Origin of the sequence: Paenibacillus rhizoplanae, assembly GCF_042684125.1 — a bacterium.
In the GTDB taxonomy this organism is placed as follows: Bacteria; Bacillota; Bacilli; order Paenibacillales; family Paenibacillaceae; genus Paenibacillus_AQ; species Paenibacillus_AQ rhizoplanae.
The window spans coordinates 35,543-60,148 of record NZ_JBHUKY010000031.1; the positions used below are offsets into that span (position 1 = coordinate 35,543).

At 42.5% G+C, this 24,606-nt stretch carries 18 protein-coding genes and 1 pseudogene; all 19 read right to left on the minus strand.

What is annotated here, in order from left to right:
- Positions 1-34: 34 nt before the first annotated feature.
- The 19 genes and pseudogenes from ACFSX3_RS17650 to rfbD (ACFSX3_RS17740) all read right to left on the minus strand — a co-directional run bounded on the left by ACFSX3_RS17650 (position 35) and on the right by rfbD (ACFSX3_RS17740) (position 24,574).
- On the minus strand, positions 35-298 hold the full coding sequence (locus ACFSX3_RS17650; RefSeq protein ID WP_209988638.1) for a hypothetical protein: 264 nt from the start codon (positions 296-298) through the stop codon (positions 35-37).
- A 938-nt stretch (positions 299-1,236) separates the two neighbouring features.
- Entirely contained in the window at positions 1,237-1,305 is a 69-nt protein-coding gene (locus ACFSX3_RS17655; protein WP_209989339.1) for an LOG family protein, read from the minus strand.
- A gap of 123 nt (positions 1,306-1,428) precedes the next feature.
- Positions 1,429-3,423 (minus strand): NAD-dependent DNA ligase LigA, encoded by a 1,995-nt coding sequence (gene ligA, locus ACFSX3_RS17660; protein ID WP_379313088.1) that lies wholly within the window; start codon positions 3,421-3,423, stop codon positions 1,429-1,431.
- 168 nt (positions 3,424-3,591) lie between these two features.
- Positions 3,592-4,596 (minus strand): annotated as a pseudogene (ligA, locus tag ACFSX3_RS17665) (NAD-dependent DNA ligase LigA); the annotation flags it as partial.
- 77 nt (positions 4,597-4,673) lie between these two features.
- A complete protein-coding gene (gene pcrA / locus ACFSX3_RS17670) occupies positions 4,674-7,043 on the minus strand; it encodes a DNA helicase PcrA (RefSeq protein WP_209988641.1) in 2,370 nt (789 codons plus the stop codon).
- A 263-nt stretch (positions 7,044-7,306) separates the two neighbouring features.
- Complete coding sequence (locus tag ACFSX3_RS17675) at positions 7,307-8,014, minus strand: heptaprenylglyceryl phosphate synthase (RefSeq protein ID WP_209989343.1); 708 nt, start codon at positions 8,012-8,014, stop codon at positions 7,307-7,309.
- 166 nt (positions 8,015-8,180) lie between these two features.
- Complete coding sequence (locus tag ACFSX3_RS17680; protein WP_209988644.1) at positions 8,181-9,047, minus strand: phosphatidylinositol-specific phospholipase C/glycerophosphodiester phosphodiesterase family protein; 867 nt, start codon at positions 9,045-9,047, stop codon at positions 8,181-8,183.
- Between the two features lie 122 nt (positions 9,048-9,169).
- Entirely contained in the window at positions 9,170-10,570 is a 1,401-nt protein-coding gene (locus tag ACFSX3_RS17685; protein ID WP_209988647.1) for an undecaprenyl-phosphate glucose phosphotransferase, read from the minus strand.
- Positions 10,567-11,520: a glycosyltransferase family 2 protein gene (locus tag ACFSX3_RS17690; protein WP_209988651.1), complete on the minus strand. Its 954-nt coding sequence runs from the start codon at positions 11,518-11,520 to the stop codon at positions 10,567-10,569. Before ACFSX3_RS17690 ends, ACFSX3_RS17685 begins: the two co-directional genes overlap by 4 nt.
- Positions 11,521-11,626: 106 nt before the next feature.
- On the minus strand, positions 11,627-12,685 hold the full coding sequence (locus ACFSX3_RS17695; protein WP_209988655.1) for a glycosyltransferase family 2 protein: 1,059 nt from the start codon (positions 12,683-12,685) through the stop codon (positions 11,627-11,629).
- 149 nt (positions 12,686-12,834) lie between these two features.
- Positions 12,835-13,695 carry a dTDP-4-dehydrorhamnose reductase gene (gene rfbD, locus ACFSX3_RS17700; RefSeq protein WP_209989346.1) on the minus strand — a complete coding sequence of 287 codons (861 nt, stop codon included), beginning with the start codon at positions 13,693-13,695 and terminating at the stop codon, positions 12,835-12,837.
- An 8-nt stretch (positions 13,696-13,703) separates the two neighbouring features.
- The gene (gene rfbB, locus ACFSX3_RS17705) at positions 13,704-14,726 is read right to left on the minus strand and encodes a dTDP-glucose 4,6-dehydratase (RefSeq protein ID WP_209988658.1); all 1,023 of its coding nucleotides are present in this window, start codon (positions 14,724-14,726) and stop codon (positions 13,704-13,706) included.
- A 1,604-nt stretch (positions 14,727-16,330) separates the two neighbouring features.
- Positions 16,331-17,869, minus strand: a complete 1,539-nt coding sequence (locus tag ACFSX3_RS17710; RefSeq protein ID WP_209988661.1) for a hypothetical protein — start codon at positions 17,867-17,869, stop codon at positions 16,331-16,333.
- 13 nt (positions 17,870-17,882) lie between these two features.
- Positions 17,883-19,298 (minus strand): MBOAT family O-acyltransferase, encoded by a 1,416-nt coding sequence (locus tag ACFSX3_RS17715; RefSeq protein ID WP_209988664.1) that lies wholly within the window; start codon positions 19,296-19,298, stop codon positions 17,883-17,885.
- A gap of 46 nt (positions 19,299-19,344) precedes the next feature.
- Entirely contained in the window at positions 19,345-21,228 is a 1,884-nt protein-coding gene (locus tag ACFSX3_RS17720) for a rhamnan synthesis F family protein (protein ID WP_209988667.1), read from the minus strand.
- 43 nt (positions 21,229-21,271) lie between these two features.
- The gene (locus tag ACFSX3_RS17725; protein ID WP_209988671.1) at positions 21,272-22,120 is read right to left on the minus strand and encodes an NAD-dependent epimerase/dehydratase family protein; all 849 of its coding nucleotides are present in this window, start codon (positions 22,118-22,120) and stop codon (positions 21,272-21,274) included.
- A gap of 40 nt (positions 22,121-22,160) precedes the next feature.
- Positions 22,161-22,889, minus strand: coding sequence for an ABC transporter ATP-binding protein (locus ACFSX3_RS17730; RefSeq protein ID WP_379254740.1), 729 nt, complete (start codon positions 22,887-22,889; stop codon positions 22,161-22,163).
- 25 nt (positions 22,890-22,914) lie between these two features.
- Positions 22,915-23,688 carry an ABC transporter permease gene (locus ACFSX3_RS17735; protein WP_209988674.1) on the minus strand — a complete coding sequence of 258 codons (774 nt, stop codon included), beginning with the start codon at positions 23,686-23,688 and terminating at the stop codon, positions 22,915-22,917.
- Between the two features lie 25 nt (positions 23,689-23,713).
- Entirely contained in the window at positions 23,714-24,574 is an 861-nt protein-coding gene (rfbD, locus tag ACFSX3_RS17740) for a dTDP-4-dehydrorhamnose reductase (RefSeq protein ID WP_209988676.1), read from the minus strand.
- Between the last annotated feature and the right edge of the window lie 32 nt (positions 24,575-24,606).

Consider the following 24,606-nt stretch of genomic DNA (forward strand, 5'->3'; position numbering starts at 1 on the left):
CTAGGTGTATAAATGATTACATTAGGCGGATATTTTATTTATCCGTCTTTATTAATCTTTTCAGGCGAGAATTCTCTATTGTTAGCAAGAGCAATTTATTGAGTAACTCTTTGTGATGTTCGCTTAAAGAAGCATTCAAACCATCTTGATAGGCTGCATCATAACCACTATTTAGCAATTCACATGTTGCCTTAGCAGTATCATCTTGATCAAACGTGTGGATTGAGACTGCTTCAACCTTGTCCGTAAAATATATGGTTTTGTCAACTGTATAGTATGGCTTAGTGGGACTGTTCACATTCTCACCTCTTACTATTTCCGAATTAAATTTCAGTAAACAACATTTATTTTAAATTTTAATAAAATCAAAAATGGTTATCTAACTAATGTCTGACAACCCTTCTTTGATTCATGTCGAATTACAGACACAACGTTCAAACGAAAGATCGGAAAGCTCAATTTCAATTTAATTACGCTTATCATGAAAAATTCGAAACATCTTTTGTCCTATTTTTTAAGCGGATTGATGATATTGGTAAGCTGCATTGCATCCGCTGATTGGCTTTCATCGGCTTCAAAACCTACAACCGCAAGATCGCCTGGGATATTTAATTGGTTCGAATGGACAGCTGAAATATTCTCACTTGCGACAAAATCATTGTTGCGATGATCGCATCAATTCTCACAGAAAGCCTTTGCATACCATCCTCTACTGTATTAACTCCATAAAGAACCCAGTTTCCATTTACCGTCAGATCATACTTGTTCAACACCATCATAGTAAGCTTGAATTCTCCGCTTGCTGATAACACTGTGTCGTGTGTCTATTGTACAAGCAATACGTTTCTATCCCCTTTCCACAAGATGCTCAACCCCGATGCGAAATCCTTCGTAATGGTCTATATAAACAGACGTGATCTTTGAGCTCTCTAGCGGCTCACACGTGAGGATCGGTCCTTTGGTATACCCCTCTATGTTCCCCCAAGCTATGAGGCGTATAAGAATAATAATTCCATTAGCGTTCTCTGTTAAAGTTCAATGAAAAGGCAGTCATAGGTTGGCTGCCTTTAATTAAATGGACTATTACTTTTTATGACCATAGCACGATACTTGGATTGTATAAGATGATAACGTTCCATAGTATCAAACATGGCTACAAGTGGCTCAAAATATTGATTGCTATTCAGCAATTCACATGCCTTTTAATGTAACCTTAGCTGGTCCCTCGCACAGATTTTAAAATATTTCTTCTAGTGTCCCAGATCCACCAGGAAGAGCAATTAATCCTTCAGCAAAATCATTCATCTTTCCTTTGTCGATTTTATCGGGTTGTTCCTCGAACTAATCTGTCCGTTAGTTTAATGGAGTGAACGCTAGTGTAAAACTAATTGAGTTGACCGCTTTTTTCTTTAGACAGTATCCGGCCAACTATAATAACATATTATTGAATTCCTGTTCATCAATTATTTTAACACTCAATTCTTCCGCTTTTGTTAATTTCCCCCCCGCTTCTTCTCCAGCAAGAACATAAGATGTTTTCTTAGAAACACTTCCTGATACTTTACCACCGTGCATTTGTATTAATCGAGCAGCCTCATCCCTTTTCAAATTTGGAAGTGTCCCAGTTATAACAAATGTTTTTCCAGCAAACCTGTTGTCTATGTTATCTTCTTGTAGTTTTGATTTTGTATTAACGCCCGCTTCTTTCAGCTTATTAATTAAAACTTTTGTACTGTCAAGACTAAAGAAGTTTAAAACACTAGAAGCTACTGTCATACCAAAATCAGGTAAATCAATCAATTGATCTAAGGTAGCATTACTAATTTCGTCTATATCTGCAAAACTAGACGTCAACGCTCTTGCTGTTTGTTTTCCTACATTCTTTATTCCAAATCCTGTTATTAGCTGACTCAAATCATTCTCTTTAGATTTATCAATCGCATTTAAAAGATTATCCACCGACTTTTCTCGTCCAACTATCCCTTTCTCAATTAACTCATTTCGATATTCTCTTAGATGATAAATGTCTGCAATACTTTTTATATATTCCTCAGACATAAGAGACTCCACTGAACTAGGCCCAAATCCTTCGATATCCATCGCATCTTTAGAAACAAAGTAGGTGATACCCCTTATCAACTGAGCCAAGCATAGTTCTCCACCACAACGAACATCTGCGCCGTTCTCGTCCCTCACAGTAGGGGAATTACATATTGGACATGTACTTGGGATGATATACTTAATTGCGTCAACTGGTCTCTTCTCAGGAATGCTTCTGATAACCTCGGGAATGATATCTCCCGCCTTTTGAATAACAACCGTATCACCTATTCTGATATCCTTTGAATCTATATAGTCTTGGTTATGCAGAGATGCTCTTGAAACTGTAGTTCCCGCCAGTTTGACAGGTGTCAATAGCGCTAAGGGAGCCAGCCTTCCCGTACGTCCTATTTGTATTTTTATGTCTTCTACAACAGTCTCCTTTTGCTCTGGAGGATATTTAAAAGCAATTGCCCATCGTGGTACTTTACTGGTACTGCCTAGTTCTCGTCTATCTTCTAAATTATCAACCTTTACGACTGCCCCATCTATACCGAAAGGCAACTTCCAGCGTTCTTCTCCAATTATTGAAATACATTCCCATATCTCATCTGCGGTTGAGCAAATTTTATAGTCAGGTATTACCGATAAACCCAAGGAACTCAGCCACCTCAATGATTCGGCGTGAGAACTAAAGTCTTTATTCTCTGAAACCTCAAGGTTAAACACAAAAATATCAAGTTTACGTTCCCTAACAATTTTGGGATCTAGTTGTCTTAAAGATCCAGCGGCTAAATTTCTCGGGGTTTTATAAGTTTTCCCACCTCGTTCTTCTTGCCTTTGCCTTACCATTTCAAAAGTATCATTGGACATGTAAACTTCTCCACGAACTTCAACATAAGGTGAATCCGTGGGAATTATTTTAGGTATTGATTCTATTTCTAATAAGTTTTCATAAACAGATTCCCCTACTTCACCATTGCCCCTGGTTATACCTTCCGCCAGCTTCCCTTCCCTATACCTTAACATTACCGACAGACCATCTATTTTCATCTCAACTACAAATTTAGGATTAGGAATTTGATACTTCACTTTATCAACAAAAGCATAAACATCCTCTTTAGAAAATACATCTTGAAGACTGATTACAGGCACATCATGCCTTACTTTTCTTAGTTCACGTTTCACTGTACCTCCTACTTGTTGAGTAGGGGAATCTAATTCTTTAAATTCAGGATGCAGTGCTTCAAGAGTCTTTAATTCATTGACTAATACATCATACTCAAAATCCTCTATCTCCGGTTGATCCATGTCATAATATTTCTCATTATGGTATTTTATCTGTAATCTTAAATTCTCGATCCGTTCCTTCACACCTATCATTAGCGCACCTCCACCTTCTTAAACAAAAGTCATCTTAGAAAGGCTATATATTCCGTTTATTTCGTTCAGTCTTATTATCACCAAACAAAAGTATTAAATCCCTGTAATACTACGTTATGCTGATTGTAATATCGGTTTGTAACTTTTGTTCATTAAAATATACTTACTGCCGGTGCGTCCGACATTCCAGCTGACAGATTCCAGAATGGTTGTGGTCTCTTCCGCCTCGAATTTATAGGCAACGGCCCAGCGCGGGAACTTGTCGGTATAGCCCAGCGCCTCACGGATGCGGAAGTCCGTGACCTTAATAACGGCCCCGTCAATCAAATAATCAAGACCGGAACGGCTCTCTTCAATCTCTGCCAGCTGCTCGGTCACATCATCGAAATTGCTGAAGTAGTTGAGGTAAGGGTTCACCTTGAACCGGTTGCTGCGCAGGAAATCCATCATTTCCTGATGATCGCCGAACTGTACGCCTTCTGCATACCCCACATTATAAAAGAACGCATTCAGCCTGCGGTCGGCAGTCATCTTGGGATTGAGGTTGCGCAGTGCGCCCGCCGCACCATTGCGTGCATTCTTCAGCGGCTCTGCTGCGCGGGTATTATAATCCGCCAGTACAGACAGGTTCATAATCCCCTCGCCCTGCACTTCAATAACGCCTTCCTTGAACGGGATATTCAGCGGAACGGACTTAATCGTCTTCACCTGGGCCAGAATTCCCTCACCTGTCACCCCGTTGCCACGGGTAGCTGCTTGTACAAGCGCCCCGTCACGATAGGTCAGGTTCAGGGTCAAACCGTCGAACTTCAGCTCCACGGCATAACACGGCTCCGGCAACGGATTGTCCGGGTTCTTGGTATTATAATCATTCACCAGCTTCAGCACACGGGTGTTCCAGGTACGAAGCTGTTCAATGTTCTGCGCCTTATCCAGACTCCACAGCGGTGCCAGATGGCGGTGCGGTGTGAAGCCCTTCAGCAGCTCCCCGCCTACCCGCTGGGTCGGGGAATGCGGCAATACCATTCCGCTCTCCGCTTCCAGTGCTACCAGCTTATCGTAGAGCACATCGTATTCCTTGTCGCTGATCTGCGGCGCATCCATTGTATAGTAATGATAATTGTATTGATTCAGCTCGGCTACAAGCTCTTCCATCGTGAACATCATATCCATCCGGCATATCCCTCCGTCAAATAGGTTTCCTACGGTTAGCGTGATCCAAAAGCACTGCCGTTAATCGCAAGCTTGATTTATTCAACTTTGGTGATCGGCGCAAAGCCGGCCAACAGCCGCTTAACGCCCACCGGCGCCGGGAAGGCAATCTGCAGCTCCGTATCATTGCCGCTGCCCTTCACGGCCACAATGGTGCCGGTGCCCCATTTGCCGTGGGCGACCTTGTCGCCTGCCTTGAAGCCTCCGGCCTCCGCAGCCGCCCCGGCCCCGCCCGTCGTGCGCTGCGCGCCTCCGGTCGTAACCACCACACGGCCCGCGCCAGGCACCGCGCTTGCCGAGCTGCCGCTGCCGAAGCTCGCGGACCCGCCGCCTCCCGGCGCGTTCCCGGCAGCAGCGGTGCGGCTGCCGAAGTTCCCCCGGCTGCCTCCGCTTCCGCTGAAGCCCCGCCCGCCATAGGCACCGCCTGCCTCCGCGCCTCCGCGCCGGAAGCGGTCCGATTCACGGACGGTATCTTCCTTCAGCTCCTCCGGAATCTCCTCCAGGAAGCGGGACGGCGCATTCGCGTTCGTCCGCCCGAACAACGTGCGCATCCGTGCGCAGCTGAGGAACAGCTGCTTCTCCGCACGGGTAATGCCCACATACGCCAGCCGGCGTTCTTCTTCCAGTTCATCATTGTCCTGGAAGGCACGGCTGTGCGGGAACACCCCTTCCTCCATCCCGATGATGAAGACGGTCGGGAACTCCAGTCCCTTCGCGCTGTGCATCGTCATCAGCACCACCGCATCACTGCGTTCTTCTTCATCGTTCACACTGTCGATATCCGCGATCAGCGCCAGATCGGTCAGGAAGGAGACCAGCGACTTGTCTTCATTGTTCTTTTCGAATTCCATCGTAACGGACAGGAACTCATCAATGTTCTCAAGGCGTGAACGGGACTCCAGCGTATTCTCATTCTGTAATTCGAGACGGTACTGGGACAGCTCGAGAATCTTCTCCGTCAGCTCTGTCACCGAGAGGAATTCCACCATCCGGTGCAGGGCTTCGATCATATCGTAGAATTCCACCAGCGTATTGCGGGTCCGTCCGGCGAACCCGAGATCATCCACCGTCTGCAGCGCCCGGAAAATCGAGACACCCTGGGCAGCAGCCGCTGCCGCCAGCTTACCAACGGTTGTATCCCCAAGTCCGCGCTTAGGAACATTAATAATCCGCGTCAGGCTGATATCATCATCAGGATTGGACAGCAGGCGCAGATACGCCAGCAGATCCTTGATTTCTTTACGGTCGTAGAACTTGATCCCTCCGACAATCTGGTAGGGAATATCCGATTTAATCAGAATTTCTTCTATTACACGGGACTGGGCATTCGTACGGTACAGAATCGCATGGTTCTGGTAAGCCTGGCCCTGCTTCACATTCTTGCTGATCTCCCCGCTGACGAAATATCCTTCGTCATGCTCAGTGTCGCCGCGGAACACCTTGATCTTCGCGCCTTCATCGGAATCGGTCCACAGCTTCTTCGGCTTGCGGCCCGTATTGAGAGCAATCACGCCGTTGGCAGCATTCAGAATGTTCGAGGTAGAGCGGTAATTCTGCTCCAGCAGAATCGTCTGGGCTTCGGGGTAATCCTCTTCGAAGTTCAGAATGTTCGAGATATCCGCCCCGCGCCAGCGGTAGATCGACTGGTCACTGTCCCCGACCACGCAGATCCGGTGGTGACCTTCAGCCAGCATCCGGCAGAGCATATACTGCGCCCGGTTCGTATCCTGATACTCATCGACATGAATATACTTGAACTTCTTCTGATAGAAATCCAGTACGTCCGGCTTCTCCTTGAACAGCTCGATCGTCTTCATAATCAGGTCATCGAAATCCAGAGAGTTATTGCTTCTCAGCCGGTGCTGGTATTTGGAATACACCTTAGCCACCAGGCCTTCAAAATAATCGCCGACCTTCTGCTCATACTGCGCCGGTGTGATCAGCTCATTCTTGTTCGAGCTGATCACAGCCTGAATGGCCTTCGGCTCGAACTTCTTAGTATCGATATCCAGATCCTTCATGCAATTGCGGATGACGGACAGCTGGTCTGTCGAATCCAGAATGGAGAAGTTCGAGGTGAAGCCAATCTGATCAATATCCTTCCGCAAAATCCGCACACACATCGAGTGAAAAGTGGATACCCAAATATCCCGGCCCTCGGGCCCTACGAGCTTGGAGACACGATCCTGCATCTCCCGGGCGGCCTTATTGGTAAACGTAATCGCCAGAATCGCCCACGGCGGTGCCTTACGGTTCGCGATCAGCCACGCAATCCGGTGGGTCAGCACGCGGGTCTTGCCGCTGCCTGCGCCAGCCATGATGAGTAAGGGTCCTTCAGTTGCTTCTACAGCCTGACGCTGCGGGGGATTCAGACGGCTTACGGCGTCCTGTATGTTAACAAGTTGCATGTGTTACATGCTCCTTTCTGAATATAAGTTATATAAGACGCACTTAAGGTTTGAACTCTAAGCTTGGTCGTCGCTGCGGTGAACATTTGGACTTCCGGCCGCTGTTGTCCCCAGATTTCTTGATTTAAACCGCTGTTCGCGGATGAAATCCGGTGACAAAGGCGGACGCTATCGCTCCTACAGTTCCAAATTTCCCCTCCGCTTCTTTTTGCTTTTCGTTATTTTCTAAGTGCTTACTTATATACACTCAGTATCTATAAACTCTACCAGTCTATCTGCGGTGTATCCCGCACAGCCTGGACCGTCAACAGCGCTTCTTCCACATTGCTATAAATAATATTGCCGACCACTACTGTATCACATAGTGCGGCTACATGCATGGCTTCCTCTGCACCTGTAATTCCGCCCCCATAGAAAAGCTGACTGTGCTCAACCACTTCCCTGACCTCGCGCACAATCTCCAGATCTCCGTAACGTCCGCTATATTCAAGGTAGACCACCGGGAGGTTCATCAGCTTGTCTGCAATCTGCGCATAGGCTCCCGCACCAGCCGCATCGAGCGAGCAGTCCGCACCGGTCAGGCGCGCTACCGAGGAATCGCTGTTCAGCACAATATAGCCCTCTGTCAGCAGCAATTCCCATGGGATCAGACTGCCGAAGCGTTCAATGGCCCGGCGGTGATGGCCGAGAATCCATGAAGTATCGTCAGTGTTGAGCACCATGGGAATCATATACAAGTCAAAACCGGGCACAGCGGCCTCCAGATCCGAGATCTCCAGCACGCAAGGCAGGTCATACTTCCGGATTCTCGCAAGCAGACTCACCGTGTTCTCATAAGTCACGCCGGTAGAGCCGCCTACGATAATCGCATCGGTTCCCGACTGGCAGACAGCCGCCAGCTCCTTGTCACCAAGTACACGGTCCGGGTCCAGCTTGAATACATGCCGCCATGGCCTGATCATTTGCCGCATCTCGTTCATCTTTGTCCATCCTCATTGTTCATCTAAGTGAATATACACACTCCTGCGCACGCACAATCCGTATCTATAGTCTAAGTCAGCACGAAGGGGGGTGTCAATTTAAAAGAGAACAAAATGCGAACATTTTTTCGCATATTTGCCTTGGACTTCTCCTCGATCAGCGGAGACCCTCGATCCGGTTCAAATCATTTTCCGGGACAAAATCAGTGTAGAATCCGTTGACGCCCAGCCGGGACAGCTCCACAATCTCCTGCTCGTCGTTCACGGTATGCACGTAGACTCTGGCGCCCGCTTTTTTCAAGTTACGCACGAAGCTCTTGGTAGCCCTGGTTGTCGGCATCGTGATGTCCACGCCAGTCTGCTTGACGAATTCAATGACCACCTCGTCGCTGTCCTCTGTCTGGTATAGGGTATAGATGATTTCTGGAAAAGCGTACACCTGCTTCACAACCTCCAGCATCTCCCGGCTGTAAATCTGCGGAACGATCCGCTCCAGCAGCGCTGGGTCCTTCTTCCGGGCGGCTTCTACAATGAGCTGAAATTGCTTCGTTACCTGCTGCGCCTCCAGCTCCTTCGTGTCCGTTACAATATACGTATCCGGGTAGATCTCCATCAGGTTGACGATTTTCTCAATATCCAGCGGAGAGTAGAGCTCCAGCACCGGGCTGTTCATCACTTCATCGTGAGTCAGTACCTCCCCCTGCTTGTCAGGAGGAAGAACTTCCTGTTGACCCAGCTTTTTACTCATACCTGTAGTCCATTCATGACGGGCCACGAGCTGTTCATCACTGGTCAGCAACAGGTCCGCCTCAAAGATCCGTGTCCCCTGCTCATAGTTTGCAATAAAAGCATCCTTGGTATTGGTATACGCCTTGTCATTGATTCCGCCCATGGCATGGGCAATGACCCTGTGGGCCGCGAAGCCGGTGGCAGGCTGTTGTTTTTTTTCCCCAAATGTCAGTACAAGCAGAAGGGCAACAGCCCCAATAATAACTATAGAAGCAATAAGCTGTGTTCTCTTCATGATGGCAGTCTCCTTTGCAAGTAGTAGAGAATGTCGGCTAAAAAAAGCAAAAACGGCTGTGACATCCTCAAGGGGCAGCAACCGTTTTTTAGCGGAATATATAATATAGATAAGACCGTGTATTAATAAGCGTTCTTGAAGCCGTTACGAATGGTCTTGGCAATAATCCGGATGTCGAACAGTAATGACCAATTCTCGATATAGAAAATATCATGCTTGATCCGGTCCTCAATTGAGGTATCCCCGCGCAGACCGTTACTCTGAGCCCAGCCGGTAATCCCCGGCCGCACATGATGCTTAACCATATACTTCGGAATCTCGCCACGAAACTGTTCTACAAAGAATGGACGCTCTGGTCGCGGACCGACTACGCTCATCTGCCCAAACAGCACGTTGAAGAATTGCGGCAGCTCATCCAGACTCGTTCGGCGGATAAATGTGCCAAAGCGGGTCCGGCGCAGATCTTCCTTCGTGCTCCAGCCTGTGTCTACTTCACCATCCGTCTGCATTTTCATGGAACGGAACTTGTACATCATGAAATTACGGCGGTTCAGGCCTACACGCTCCTGCTTGAAAATAACCGGCCCCGGTGAAGTCAGGCGCACTCCCAGCGCTACAATCAGCATCACGGGAGACAGCATGAGAATGGCGAACAAGGCGAACACAATATCAAACGCACGCTTTGCCATTTTGTTCCCGGCCATATCCAGCGGAATATCGCGCACATTAATCATCGGCATCCCGGCAAAGTTATCAAAATACGGACGGGCCGGCAGATAATCGAAGAAGTCTGGAATAATCAGCGTCCGCATCCCGGCTTTCTCACAAGTAGCAATAATAGCCGGGTATTTCGAGTGGGCATCCAGCGGCAGCGCCAGAATGACCTCATCGACAGGAAGCATCTCCAGCATTGCCTCCAGCTGATCCACGGTACCCAGAATCGGCTTATACCGCTGCTCCTCAATGCCATCCCACTGATGGAAGTCATCCAGGAACCCGATCGCCTCATAACCCAGCTCCGGGTACTGCTCCAGGTTGTTATAGAATCTTTTACCCAATGTGCCTGCTCCGAGAATCAGGACGAACTGGCGGTTGAAGCCTTTTTCACGCAGCGACTTCAGCATCTTCTTCAGCACATAACGGTATAACATAATGGACAGAATATTGAAGCCCATGTAGATCGCCAGATATTGCCGGGAGACATCAATCTCTCTCAGGAAGAACATCAGGCCCAGCAGAATAAAGATCCCCATCGCATGAACCTGAAAAATCTTCAGGAATTCATCAATGAACCGCTTCTTCCGCTTGGGCAAATATAGAGACACTACAATACCAATCAGTACGGCTATGGCCCCGTAGATAATGCTCCAGTACCCATAGGATTCTATAGGCAGCGTCCGGTAGGATTCCAGCAGGCCGCTCTTGAACTTCAGCCACCAAGCCGCAAGGAAGGACAACTGGATCACGATAAAGTCGGCTACCATATATAGTTGGGTCAAAAACTTTTGATTCCGGCGAATCATAATCTCACCTCAGCCTTCGATTCATTGCGGATACCAGCTTCCCCGGGAGCATTCAGACTCTGTGCGGGTGTAGGTACCTTACGTGGAGCAATCAATGCGTTGCGCAGCAGCGATAGCGTGAACTTGACGCCCACTCCCGCATATACCGCTCCATTTATCATACTGTTGTAGCGGCTGCTATAATGCTTCTTATGAAATAAAATCATGGCCCGGTGAAACTCATACACAATCTTGAATGGTCTGCGGCGCGCGCTGCCACCCTTCAGATGTACAATGGACGTCTGCGGATAATAATAAATCCCCCAGCCCGCTTCCTTGATCCGGTAACACCAATCCAGATCCTCTCCATACATGAAAAAGGTCTCATCCAGCCCACCCACCTGCTCAACCGTCTCCCGGCGCAGCAGCATGAACGCTCCAACCAGACAATCTACCGGATATTCGTCATCCGGGTCCAGATAGCCGAGCTGGTAGCCGTTGAACTTCGGGCGGTCCGGGAACAGCTTACTGAAGCCAAAGGCATAATAAAAGGACGCAGACGGTGTCGGAAACCCTCTCCGGCAGGCCTTATCCAGGGACCCATCCGGCAGAATTACCTTACACCCCGACGCGCCAAGATCAAGGCGGCTGTCCATGAATGCCAGCATCGTCTCCAGCGTATCCTTGCGGATCACGGTATCTGAATTGAGCAGCAGCACATAGCGCCCGGAGGCTACCTCCATCCCCTGGTTATTCCCTTTGGCAAAGCCCACATTCTCCGAATTGGCGATCAGCATCACCTCAGGGAACTCCTTGCTTATCGTCTCCACCGAGTGATCCTGGGAGTTATTATCTACTAGAATGATTTCATAGGAATACCTTGTCTCCGAATCATATACCGACCTCAGACAATCCATCGTCAGGCGGCATGTGTTGTAATTTAGAATCAATATACTAACATCTACATTCACTGCTATACTCTCCTGACAAAAATAGTAATCTATCGACAATTATTATAACACAAAAACCCCGCTGATAGGCAGCGCCTGTTCAGGGAGGTTTTTACAAGGTTATCATTCATTCCCCGGCAAGCTTGACCCTCTCCTGAATATACCGGCGCTTGCGCTTAAGGGCAGCTCTCTGGGCGAAGAAGGAGGGCCAGGCTCCTAGCAGCTTAGGCTCCTTCAACAACGAGTAGCCGTGTGCGGCAATCTCATAAGGAAGAGAATTTAGCAGAGTGAGCAACAGCGTACGGGAGGGCTCGTTCTTGTATATCATTTTATATCGGTTAATATAGGAGATCCGCTTGATGAACATCGCCTTGCCGCTCCGGCCGGACGTCTTCCACCCCCGCTCATGGTAGCCTACCGCTTCCGCATCATAGTAGGCCTTCCAGCCGAACAATTCCGCACGCCAAGCCACATCCACATCTTCCTTATAGGCAAAAAAGTCCGCGTCGAAAAACTCCCCCTCCACGCTGATATCCTCAATCATCCGCCGCGAGTACATCGCCGCTGCACCGGAGACACCGAATACTTCGCCAGACTCATTCCACTGGTCAGCAGGCTCTCCCGCTCCACGGTCAAACGCCCGCCGCGCCTTATTCATACGCAGTCCGGTACTATCCACCAACGAATGATCCGCCTTCAGCAGCAGTTTGCCTGTGGCACTCCCGATCCGCGAATCGGCTTCCATCCGGGCAACCAGCCTGGAGATATAGTCCGGGGCCAGCGTAAGGTCCGGATTCAACACCAGCACATAATCTGTCGAAGTACCAGCAATAGCCTGATTGTGCGCGGGGGCAAAGCCGGTGTTATGTTCATTTTCCAGGAGGACGAGGTTTGGGATATAAGGGCTCTCCAAACTTCCTACATAGTTGGCTGATGCTGCGGTATTTGATGAGATTGCTGCTGCGTCTACGGAGTGTAACGGATCGATACGCATACGCGCTGATCCCTGAGTAAGCTCATGATAGAACGCCCTAACCTTCTCCGCCGATCCATCCGTGGATGCATTATCCACCACCACAATCTTTTTGACTGGATAATCTTGAGCTAACACAGCCGACAAACATTCCGCAATATCATCTGCGCTGTTATACGTAACAATATGCACACTGACCGTTTTAAGTTTCATGGGGTACCTCGAGTTCCATATATTCATTGTTCGAACCTGTTACTCCCCATTATAACGAAAAGAGAGGTGCCGGGCTATGGAAGGTTGCTAAGTGCAAGAAACCCCTAACCATTAAGATGGATTAGGGGTTCTTTTAACATATCCTGTAATTACTTCAGCTCCAGCAAAAAGTCTCTCAGTCCTTCACGCCATGGACGGATATCCTGGAACCCGTTGGTACGGATCGCCAGATGCTCCATTACAGAGTTGCGCGGGCGCGGCGCCGGACGAGGAAATTGCTCTGTAGCACAAGGCTCAAGCTTCGCCGTGAACTTAAGACCCAGTAATTCTTCAGCTTCAGCGAAGATCGCCTGAGTGAATTCATACCATGTGCAAGCCTCGCTGTTCGAAGCATGGTACACACCGTATTTCTCGGTCTGAATGAGCTCAAGCAAAAAGCGTGCTAAATCTACTGTATACGTAGGTGAACCCTTCTGGTCATCCACTACCTGTAGCAATGGTTTTTCCTGTCCCAGCTTCAGCATCGTTTTCACAAAATTATTACCATACTTGCCATACACCCAAGAAGTACGGACGATAAAGAATTTCGATGATAAGGTTTGAACCAAATTCTCACCAGCACGTTTGGATTTTCCATAAATACTCTTAGGATCGGTATTGTCATATTCATGGTAAGGCTGGACACCCATGCCATCGAACACATAATCAGTGCTGATATAGACCAGCTTGGCACCTACCTTCTCTGCAGCAAGCGCCACATTCCGGCTTCCGGTAGCATTAATCAGGTACGCTGCGTCAACATCGGACTCTGCATCATCAACCGCGGTATGGGCCGCACAGTGAATAACAGCATTAGGAGCGAAAGCGCCGATGACCTTCTGGCAATAGTCCAGATCAGTAATATCCATCTCCTGACGGTCACAGCCCAGAACCTCATACCCCTGCCCTTGAAGCAAAAGCATAAGATCCTGCCCCAGTTGCCCGCCAGAGCCTGTGACAAAAACCTTCATCTTCGCCATTACAGAGAGTCCCCCAGACGGGTTCCATATTGGAGCGCGGCATACTTCTGGTATTCACCAGACTGAATGCGGGTCCACCATTCCTTGTTATTCAGATACCACTGAATCGTTTCCTTAATGCCGGTTTCGAACGTGTGCTTAGGCTTCCAGCCCAGCTCATTCGTAATCTTCGTTGGATCAATGCCATAACGGCGGTCATGTCCGGGACGATCCTGAACGTACGAGATCAGCGAATCCGGCTTACCGAGCTCTTGAAGCACAGTATTCACGATATGCACATTCGTCCGCTCATTGTTGCCGCCGATGTTGTACACTTCACCATTCACGCCTTCATGAATAACCAGGTCAATTGCGCTGCAGTGATCTTCAACATACAGCCAATCACGGATATTCATTCCGTCTCCATACACAGGCAGCGCCTGATCAGCCAGCGCGCGAGAGATCATTAATGGAATCAGCTTCTCCGGGAACTGATAAGGACCGTAGTTATTCGAGCACCGGGTAATATTAACCGGCAACCCAAAGGTTTCGTGATAGGCACGCACCAGCAAGTCTCCGCCTGCTTTACTTGCAGAATACGGGCTGTTCGGTGTCAGCGGAGTCTCTTCCGTGAACAGACCTGTAGCGCCAAGTGATCCATAGACCTCATCTGTAGAGACCTGAACGAATTTAGTTACTCTGTATTTTTTCGCTGCATCAAGCAATACCTGTGTGCCCAGCACATTTGTCTTAACAAAAACATCCGGCTCCAGAATGCTCCGGTCTACGTGTGATTCAGCTGCAAAGTTGACCACAACATCAACTCCTTGACTAAATAGCTTATCTATCTCCTGTACATCCGTAATGTCCACTTTAGCCAACTTATAATTAGAATGACTCTCAATGGATTTTAGATTTTCCAGATTGCCTGCGTACGTCAAAACGTCTACATTAATAATCTTATATTCTGGGTGTTGCTTCAGCATATAAGTTATAAAGTTACTGCCAATAAAGCCGGCTCCGCCGGTGACAATTATAATCATTTTTCACCCTATCCATTCAATGAATATAAATTGACCCTAAAGGTACTAATGTATAATATTCTTAAACAGGTATATGGTGATTAAAAATCCTTAAAGCATTTTTAGCTAATACACAAAAACATTAATATTACAGAAAATATGAATGATAGTAAGTAGCATCAAACAGTCTTAAAAAGTACCCACTAGAGGTATATAGTGGGTGGAGCTGTCTTTCTCCGATTCTTCTCACCTGGTATAGGCCGAGAAGGGTATCTTCTTCAAATAGCTCATTCAGCAATCTTTTAACAGTGCCCACACTTAATCCAGAAAATACCTAATGCTATAACTTTCATTGCAGTCTAATGCTTGACGATATACGATTTTATCTACTACATCTATATTTATCCACTTGTCTTTGGCCGTATTAAACACAGTCTTGAACCTTATACTTGATTCAGATTCCGATAATATGGCCCATACTTGATACGACACAATACTTTACAATCACCTGCGTGTATCCTCTTTAACGGTAGCATCCAATGGCAACTCGCTAAACAAAACTTTTCTGCACCTCATTGATTTCAAAGTTATATAGATCTTTTAAAACCTACGACAGCCGTTTGAACCTTTGACCACCAACAAATAACACGGAAATTTGATATTGTCTATTTTCGTCAATGCCCATTGCAAAATGGTACCTCGCCACACTGTTCCTCGCACGTGAAGGAAATGCCCAATCCAGGTTATCTCAAGTACGTTAGCAGTAAAATTGCTCACCGTCACTGAGTAAGATTGCTTTCTTCGTGGACTTGGTGGACTTCGCGATCCCGAAACTATTTAGCATTTTCTCGCATGATCACGCTTCTAATTTGGGTATATAATTCACTCTACGCCATCACCTCAGAAATGATTCATATTTATTAATAAATAAATTTTCTAATGGACGACATAAAACTGCAGCACGCACTGGTTTAAAGTCGGACAACTTTTACAATACTCTGGATCTGACGCTTACTACTGGTAGCTTTTGCGGTCTGTCGTACGGCACTTAAGTTCTTGACCGGCCAGACAGACGTACACCTCTCGCTCCGCGTAAAAATTAAACTTCCATTTTGGGAACAGCTCTTGATTGGAATGGAATCTCCGGTGGGTAATAGCGGGGGAAAAATTTCGGCTTTGCAGACCGCAACAAGTCGGTGTTGTTAAATACCTTGAATCTAGCGCAATGATCCCCATTCAAAATCCAAAAATCCCCTACTGACAAACCATACTCAACAAATATGTCAAGAAATAATAGACATTTCAGGGCGTAACATATTCATCCGTTATTAAGATTGTATTTCATCCTGGTCCGGTGGTCCAAAAAATGCCTTCGGGTTTACCGTCAAAAATAGTTTCCTGTACAATAAAGAATTAACGCGGTGCCGTGTGAAATCAAAATCACATAAAGAAGACTGTCGGGACTTCGTCGACAGCCTTGCGCTAAATCTACGATTTAGTATTTAAAGTAATGCTCCCCATACAGTGACAGAACTCCATCATTTCACCTGTATGTTTTATGTTTAATGATGTGCCTTTAGTATCAATAATCTTTAAAAAAATGAATAACCTATAAACATTGCAAACTAATTTTCAATTGACACATTCATAGGAGAATATTGATAAGTTTTATCATTTGAAATTACTATTAAACTAAATTCCCCTGCCTTTTTCAGTTCTTCAGTCGGAACATTAAAGGAGTACCCACTATTTGTCAAGTTAATATTATTATATGCTGATGATACACTCTCACGTGCAATACCATAATTACCAGAGTAGTATTTCTCTCCAACTTTCAAATAGATGCCACCCGCAACAGTTTCATTAGTTTTATCTAGTGCCCAACCAACAATATTTGTTATTTTGCTATCTTCACTCAGATTTGCTTTTCCTTGCTCTTTGATAGGCTGATTATTAATATAATCTATCCATCCCGTAGGATTCTCAACTTTAGGCAAATTCTTATATTCACTATAATCAACCAGGCTTTCTTTACTATTTTGCAATATATACATACTGTGGTCCCACATTCTCTCAACATTCTCAAAAATAACAACATCAGGATTCACTAATTCCACCAAATTTTGAATTTTATCTAAATTATCCGCATGAATAAAAGTAAGTTCTGAAAAACTTTCTGCCAGTTCCGGAATTAAGAAACCATAAAAATAGCTATCTCCAAGAATAAGTGCTTTAGGTAAATTCTTATTCAAGTTTTTATAGGAATACGTTACTATCGAATTTCCTAAATTCAACTCATCAAAAATATCATTATTAGTCTGGATTGCAGTAGGAACTTTATTATATTTCAGATCATAATCTTCTTCAGAAAATGGTACTGAATTATAAACCTTGGTTTCACGATAATATTTTTCAATAGTAAAGTCATTCCATGATAAAACATTAACCGTAGGTAAGTATTTTTTTACCCTATCCATAAGTTCTAAATAGCCAATAAAAGCACCGTATTTATTCCAGTGTGCATTATCATAACGTGGTGAATATACAGTTGCCTTTGATTTTGCAGCAATCAATGCTTTCTCGGGAGTGAAAAAATCCAACGAAGTATTACCTTCGATGTATTGTTTCAACATATTTGTTCTGCTAACGTTGCCCACTTTCTTAATTGTTTTGGGATAATTTTCAGGGTATATTGTTTTTTTATCCAAGTTAAACATAGTTAAAAATGGTATTTTTTTATTGATTAGATATCCATTTATTTTTTCTAGCGAATCTCCCCAAGCTTTAAGATCGGCATTACTAGGCAAATTCAAGTGCTGAAAGTCTTTAATTATGTCCGGAGTCACATAATACAACCAGTTGTTTTCCCCAATAATTGTGTCTTTTTTTGTTAATTCTCCAAAAACAACATATTGCAGCTTGGTATTAGTCATTACTAACCTATCCCTTAGCCCCATATTATCATTAAACCAAGTTTCAAAGTCTTTTATAAAGTGAAGATTTATATCTCCGGTAGGTGATTTAAATGCAGGAAAACTGGCTAATACTCTGTTTTCAGCGGTTGACACTTTCCCACTCGTTTTATTCACAAAAATTAAAGGCACAGATATTACTGCAATAAACATCAAAACCATCAAAATATTTAAATTTCTAGAAGATTTCATATCAATTTCCCCTTCAAAAACGGAAATATATAAAAGGATTATAGGTAGAAGTTGCTAAAAACATCATGCTTATTATCAAAATTATAATAGCATACATATTTTGAATAATCATACTAAATATACTATGATCTCCAAAATCTCCAATAGTTTTTTTGAAATACTTCGATATTGGAATAGAGGCGATTACGGCTAATACAAGTGTAGTAATAACCGTTGGGCTCAAATAATATCCAACGCTAAAAGCAGCATTAGTAGAATTACTAAATCCAAACATCACCTTTAAATAATTGATTGCCTGCGTTAAATTACTGGCTCTAAACAATACCCATCCTATGATTACAATTAGAGTTGTATAAAACCAAGAAGCTATCTTAAGCGAACGGATGTCAAAACCCTTATTTTTCAAAATACGTTCTACAATAAGAAATAGTCCGTGCCATAATCCCCATATAACAAAATTCCAAGCAGCTCCATGCCAAAGTCCGGTTACAAAAAAAACAATCAATAAGTTAAAGTAAACATTACCTCTTCTATTACCTCCCAGAGGAATATAGAGATAATCTCTAAACCAGGAAGATAGTGAAATATGCCATCTTCTCCAAAACTCAGTCACTGACTTCGATACATATGGATAGTCAAAATTTTCCTTAAATTTAAACCCGAACATTCTAGCTAATCCGATGGCCATATCGGAGTAACCAGAAAAATCAAAGTAAATTTGGAATGTATAACATATTGCTCCTACCCATGCAATAGCTGAAGTGTTTTGATCTGCGGATAAGGAAAATATATTATCAGCTACTTGTCCTAACGTATTAGCTATAATCACTTTTTTGCCAAGCCCCATAATAAATCGCCTAACACCATAAGCAAAATCATCTACAGTTGTTAATCGTGAGTCTATTTGGTCATGAACATCTACATATCTAACAATTGGACCAGCAATTAGTTGGGGGAAAAATGCTTTAAACAATGCAAATTTCAATAAATTCTTTTGAACCTCTACTTTATTTAAATATAAATCAATTACATAGGATAGTCCTTGGAACGTAAAAAATGAAATACCGATTGGTAAAATAATGTTCTTCAATGGTATTTCAAAACCAGAAATACTATTAAAACTAGAAAGGAAGAAATCGAAATATTTAAAATAAAATAGCAATCCGCAGTTTGCTGCTACACCCATAAGCATTATAAATCTACTAGCTCGATTACCCTTTTTCTTAGATAAATGAAGAAGTAATCCGAATCCGTAGTTAATCAAGATGGACAAGATTATTACGAATACAAATTTCGGTTCTCCCCAAGCATAAAAAGCTAAGCTTGCTATTAATAAAAGTCCATTTCTATAGCTTTCCTTTATTAGATAGTAAACAAGTAGCAAAACAGGAAGAAAGCAAAACAAAAAAATAGAGGAACTGAAAACCATCAGGTATTACCTCTTTCCACAAGTTTTGTTGCTAACCTTTTTAAGCTTAAGATACTAAGCTTTTTATTCTTTTAAGTCTGTTAATCACAGAAGATGGTAAATACTTTTTCATTGCCATCTTTAGTTTATTTTTAATAGACTTTTTAACAATCGGTCGCTTCCGCAAATCAGATAAGACGCCGTAATGGGCATTCCCACCACGCATTCTGAAGTATTCAATATTAATTGTTCTAAGCATATAATAAAGATTAGTTACCTCAATTCTCGCGTATGAGTCCGCCATCAACCAAGCTGGATAATAACCCTCGTGTTGCGCAACAAAAGGATAAATTCTCTCAATGGCATGTAGAATTGTACCATCATTATTATTAGGTTCTTTAGGAAAATCTTCGTATTTCCATTCATAATTTATTAATGTGGCGAGCGCCTTTGGTCTAAACCAGAACATTGTTCCCAGAGGAGCAATTGGTTCCTTATTAGGATCCATGTTTACTTTCAGCTTTAATTTATCCGCTAACTGCACTGTGGTATTAAAGTTATTACTCCACTCGCACCCAATAGTAGGATAAAAATCAGCATGATTAGGAGGAGGCGGAGACATAATGCCCAATCTCGGATTTTCTTCGAATGTGTTAATGATGTTATTAACAAAGTGACTGTTTTTCAATACATTTTCAAAACACTTATAGGCAAAAGATTCACCTTTAATATATGGCTCTAATTGTTTTGTTTTCTTATCGTGTGCAAAACAAACATAATCATAGTCAAGCAAAAAATCTTTACAACCAACTAATAATGCACTTATATCTCTACCTCTATTTCCAATCAAAATAACTTCTACTTTTGCAACATTCATTTGCTCAAACGCAGTTTCGATCAATCTTTTTTTAGCTTCTGTATTAGTAGTTATATAAACGTCCGTTTCTGGAGGCATTGCTTGAGCATAGTGAAGACAATAATCTATTAAATCCTCAAAATATATATGCATTACTAATGCAATTTTTTTCTTACTTGAACCTTGATTTTCGTTTTTAGATGAAGAAGTTGACAAGATGTAGTTTAAATTCATAGCATTCTTGATATCAGTTTGATTATTCGTTCGTAATATATTATCCCAAATTAGATTAACATCATAATCAGTTTTGTTTTTTATAAATTCATAAAGCTCTAAGGTTTGTTCACCGGTTGTATTGTTAATAAAATCAGCAATTTGATGAAAAAAGCTTCTGCGTTTAAATATTGGGCACTTTCTATTTTTAACCAATTCTAAAGGGCTCATAAGCATAGGATGAAATACATGTTTTTCCAAATCGTTTGTATTTACATAAACATCCCATTTGAATCCTTTATCACTAAAAGTTTTTGTGAAAATCGCTTCATGGAAACCGATTGCTTCTTCATAAGAGTTAATCATTTTCATTTCGTTCCAATATCGCTTAAACTCATAACTTTTCAGCATAGTATTACGAACAACAATAAAATGAGATTGTATATGTTCTGGCGTATATCCATATTTAATAGTTCCAAATGGGTCATGGCTCATTTTGTGGTATTTTGTTATTCCCCAAAAATCCAAGTCTCTCTTATCCATCTCATCAAACATTTCCTTAAAAGGATATATTGGACCAAAGATAGTAGAGTTAAATAGAACAAGTTCACTATAATTTTGAAGAACTTCATCTCCTATATATTCCATTCCTTCTTTATATGCCCACACATCAAATCCTTTGTTATCCCTAACTAAAACTTTATCTGTTAAAAGTAGTAATTTGGCTCTTCCTTCAACAGTTAGTTTCCCGTTACAAACTACTAGTAAGTCCTTTAAACTTTTTTTAATATCTGAAAGTAATTTTATTACGTATTCATCTACAATCCCATCTTCATCATAAAAGAAAAATACACCTAAACGATTATTGTCATGAACCAGCAAAACTAAATCCCCCTCATTCCTAATCGATTGATTCCTAACTATATTACTGTTTATAGTCATTTAGGATATCTTCTATTTTTTTACTATCTCCCCATATCCCAGGTGAATCATACGCTCTCTCGGGAAAGGCACCGTATTCAAGGCGTATTGAAAAATTATTAATCTTTAAAAACTCTTCTACTTTGTCCTTTAAGCTAATGGGAATACCAGAACAACAGTTGATGATCCCTTTGACTTTTGTTTGCATTGCAGCCAAAGAAATTTGTTCGGCCAGTTCCTCTATGGTAATGAAATCGTATTTATTTTCACCAGTAGTGAACGGAAATACTTCTTTCCCTTCCTCTTCTGCTTGAATAATTTTAGAGAACACAGATTTGCTTTTAGCATCATCGCCATAAATATAGAACGCCCTCAACCATTGGAATACAACAGCCTTATCCTGTAATAGTAGACTTAAGGATTGACGCAGACTATTTTTAGCAATTCCATACAATGAATGAGGATTAGTTGGGGTATCCTCATTTATCTCACCTTCAAAATATCCAATCTCATGCATTGTGCCCATAACAGCAACATGTTGCAACCCACCATCAACCATGCTGCGTATGAATTTATAGTGGGAGTATAGGTTTTGCAAATGCGACTCTGAATTATGAACGAACCCATCCCTCCAGGCTAAGTGTAGGCAGACATCGGGTTTGCCTAATTCTTCATAAATATTGTCATAGTCTGCAAAAATATTAAATTCAAATTTCTTTGCTCTTTCATCAATAAACTCTGTATTATAATCAACCGCAGATACTTGAACACCAAGATTCAGTAAGTACTTTACAACAAACCTACCTATATATCCTCCCGCACCAGTAACTAATATTGTTTTATTTTTATACATTTCCGCACTCCCAACTAAATAATAGTGTATATTTAATTACTCAAGCATTTTGGTAAGCCTCAAATACTTCATCAACTGTTCCTACCGCCTTAATTTCTCCTTTATCTAGCCAAATGGCATTCCTGCAAACCTTTTTCACTTGCTCAAATGAATGTGACACTAATATTAGAGTGGCTCCCGCTGAAGTCATTTTATCCATTCGTTCTTCACATTTTTCCTGGAATGCAGCATCGCCTACTGCCAAAATTTCATCAACAATAAGTACATCTGGATCAACTATTGTAGCAATAGAAAAACCCAGTCTGGCAATCATCCCAGATGAAAAATTCTTCAATGGAACATCTACAAAGTCGTGTAATTCTGAAAATTCTATAATATCCTCATATCGTTCTATCAAGAACTTTTTAGAATAACCCAACAGTGCACCATTAAGAAATATGTTCTCTCTTGCTGTTAATTCCATATCGAATCCCGCTCCCAACTCGATTAAAGGAGCAACCGACCCCAGAACAGAAACCTTACCGGTAGTAGGACGGAAAATTCCAGATATAATCTTCAAAATCGTGCTTTTTCCAGACCCATTGCTTCCTACTATGGCAAATGAATCACCTTTTTCAACCTTAAATGATACATTTTTCAGGGCATAGAATTCATCATGATTGACATCACGTTTCAGTAATTTTATAAAATATTCCTTAAGACTATTTATTTTCTCTTTTTCCAAATTAAATTTCATTGAAACATCAGTTACTTCAATTGCATAGTCCAATGTAGTCCAATTCCTTTCATTGGTTTCAAATGTGAAGAACAAAATTTTTCTGATTCTTATAAAAAATCGTTAAACCAAGCCCTAGTGAGATCAAAGAAAACAGAATACACATAAAGTTTGTGTGAAAATCAGGAAGCTGATTATATAACACGACATCACGGAATGCTTCAACATAATAATACAGTGGATTACTATAAATTATTGTTTTTACATAATCAGGAACAATACTAATGGGATAAAAAATAGGAGTGAGATATGTCCAAGCCGATAATAATATGGTATAGAGGTGTAGCATATCTCGAAAATACACTGCTAAAACAGACATAATTAGCCCCATACCAATTGAAAAAATCAAAATACACAAAAGAGGAAAAGGAAAAAAAAGAGCCTCAGGGGTTATTTTCACTCCAGTAAATAATATAACGATAAAAATAGCTACTAAAGAAAATAAAAGCGTCACAAATGATGAAAGCACTCTGGAAACAGGGAAAATGTACTTAGGTACGTATACCTTTTTAATTAAGGAGCCTCCACTCAATATTGAAGTCATCGACATTGAAGTTGATTCAGAGAAAAATGTAAATATAATCTGTCCCGATAACAAATATACAGGATAGTTAGGGATATCAAACTTGAAGAAACTAGAAAATACAGCAGTCAATACAATCATCATCAGTAATGGGCTAAGCAAACTCCATAAATAACCCAAAAACGATCGTCTATATTTAACTTTTAAGTCGCGTGCTACAAACTCACGCAACAACCCTTTATATTTCCAGAAATTTTTTAAATATCTCAATTGAAATCATTCCTTATTCTTATCTCTATTTATCATCAAATTCATAAGCGATTTTTTTCATGTAGGATTCTAAGGAAATCATCCAGTGCGGCAGGCGAACGAATCCATTAATATCCAACGCCCTTTTTGACATAGTAGAATTTTTAGGGCGTATTACATTAACCGGGTACATATCAGTGGTAATAAAATTCACTTTTATTGGAAGATTAGCTAGTCTAAATATCTCAACTGCAAATTCAGCCCAGCTACAAAAACCTTCATTCGTAGCATGATAAACTCCATATTTTTCAGTCTTTATCATGCTAACTATTAATTTAGAAAGATCAGCAGTATACGTTGGAGATCCCACTTGATCAGATACTACATCGACTGACTCCTGTTTCTTACCAATTCGTAACATGGTACTAACAAAATTTTTTCCGCTAACTCCGTAAGCCCATGAAGTTCTTATTATGAAGAACTTATCAGTTTTTCTCATCACTTCGAACTCGCCGTCTAATTTTGATCTACCATAAACTGAAAGGGGACCTGGTTTAGAATCAATCTCATATGGTTCTGCACTATCACCGGAAAAAACATAATCTGTACTTATATATACAAGCTTTGCGTTAATACTGTTGCACAACATTGCAATATTGCCTGTGGCATCAACGTTTATACGTCTGCATTTCTCGACTTCCAATTCTGCCTTTTCAACATCCGTAAAAGCGGCGGAATGAATCACAACATCTGGCATGTACTCCAAGAATACATCCCTTGTAGATTGAAAATCAGTTAAATCCAACTTGTTTATATCCAGCCCCTTGTATTTAAACCCTTCATTTTCCAACTCAAGAATTACATCTGAACCAAGTTGTCCTTTTGCTCCGGTCACTAAAACTCTCATATATTTTGTACTCCTAAGCATATCAGCATATT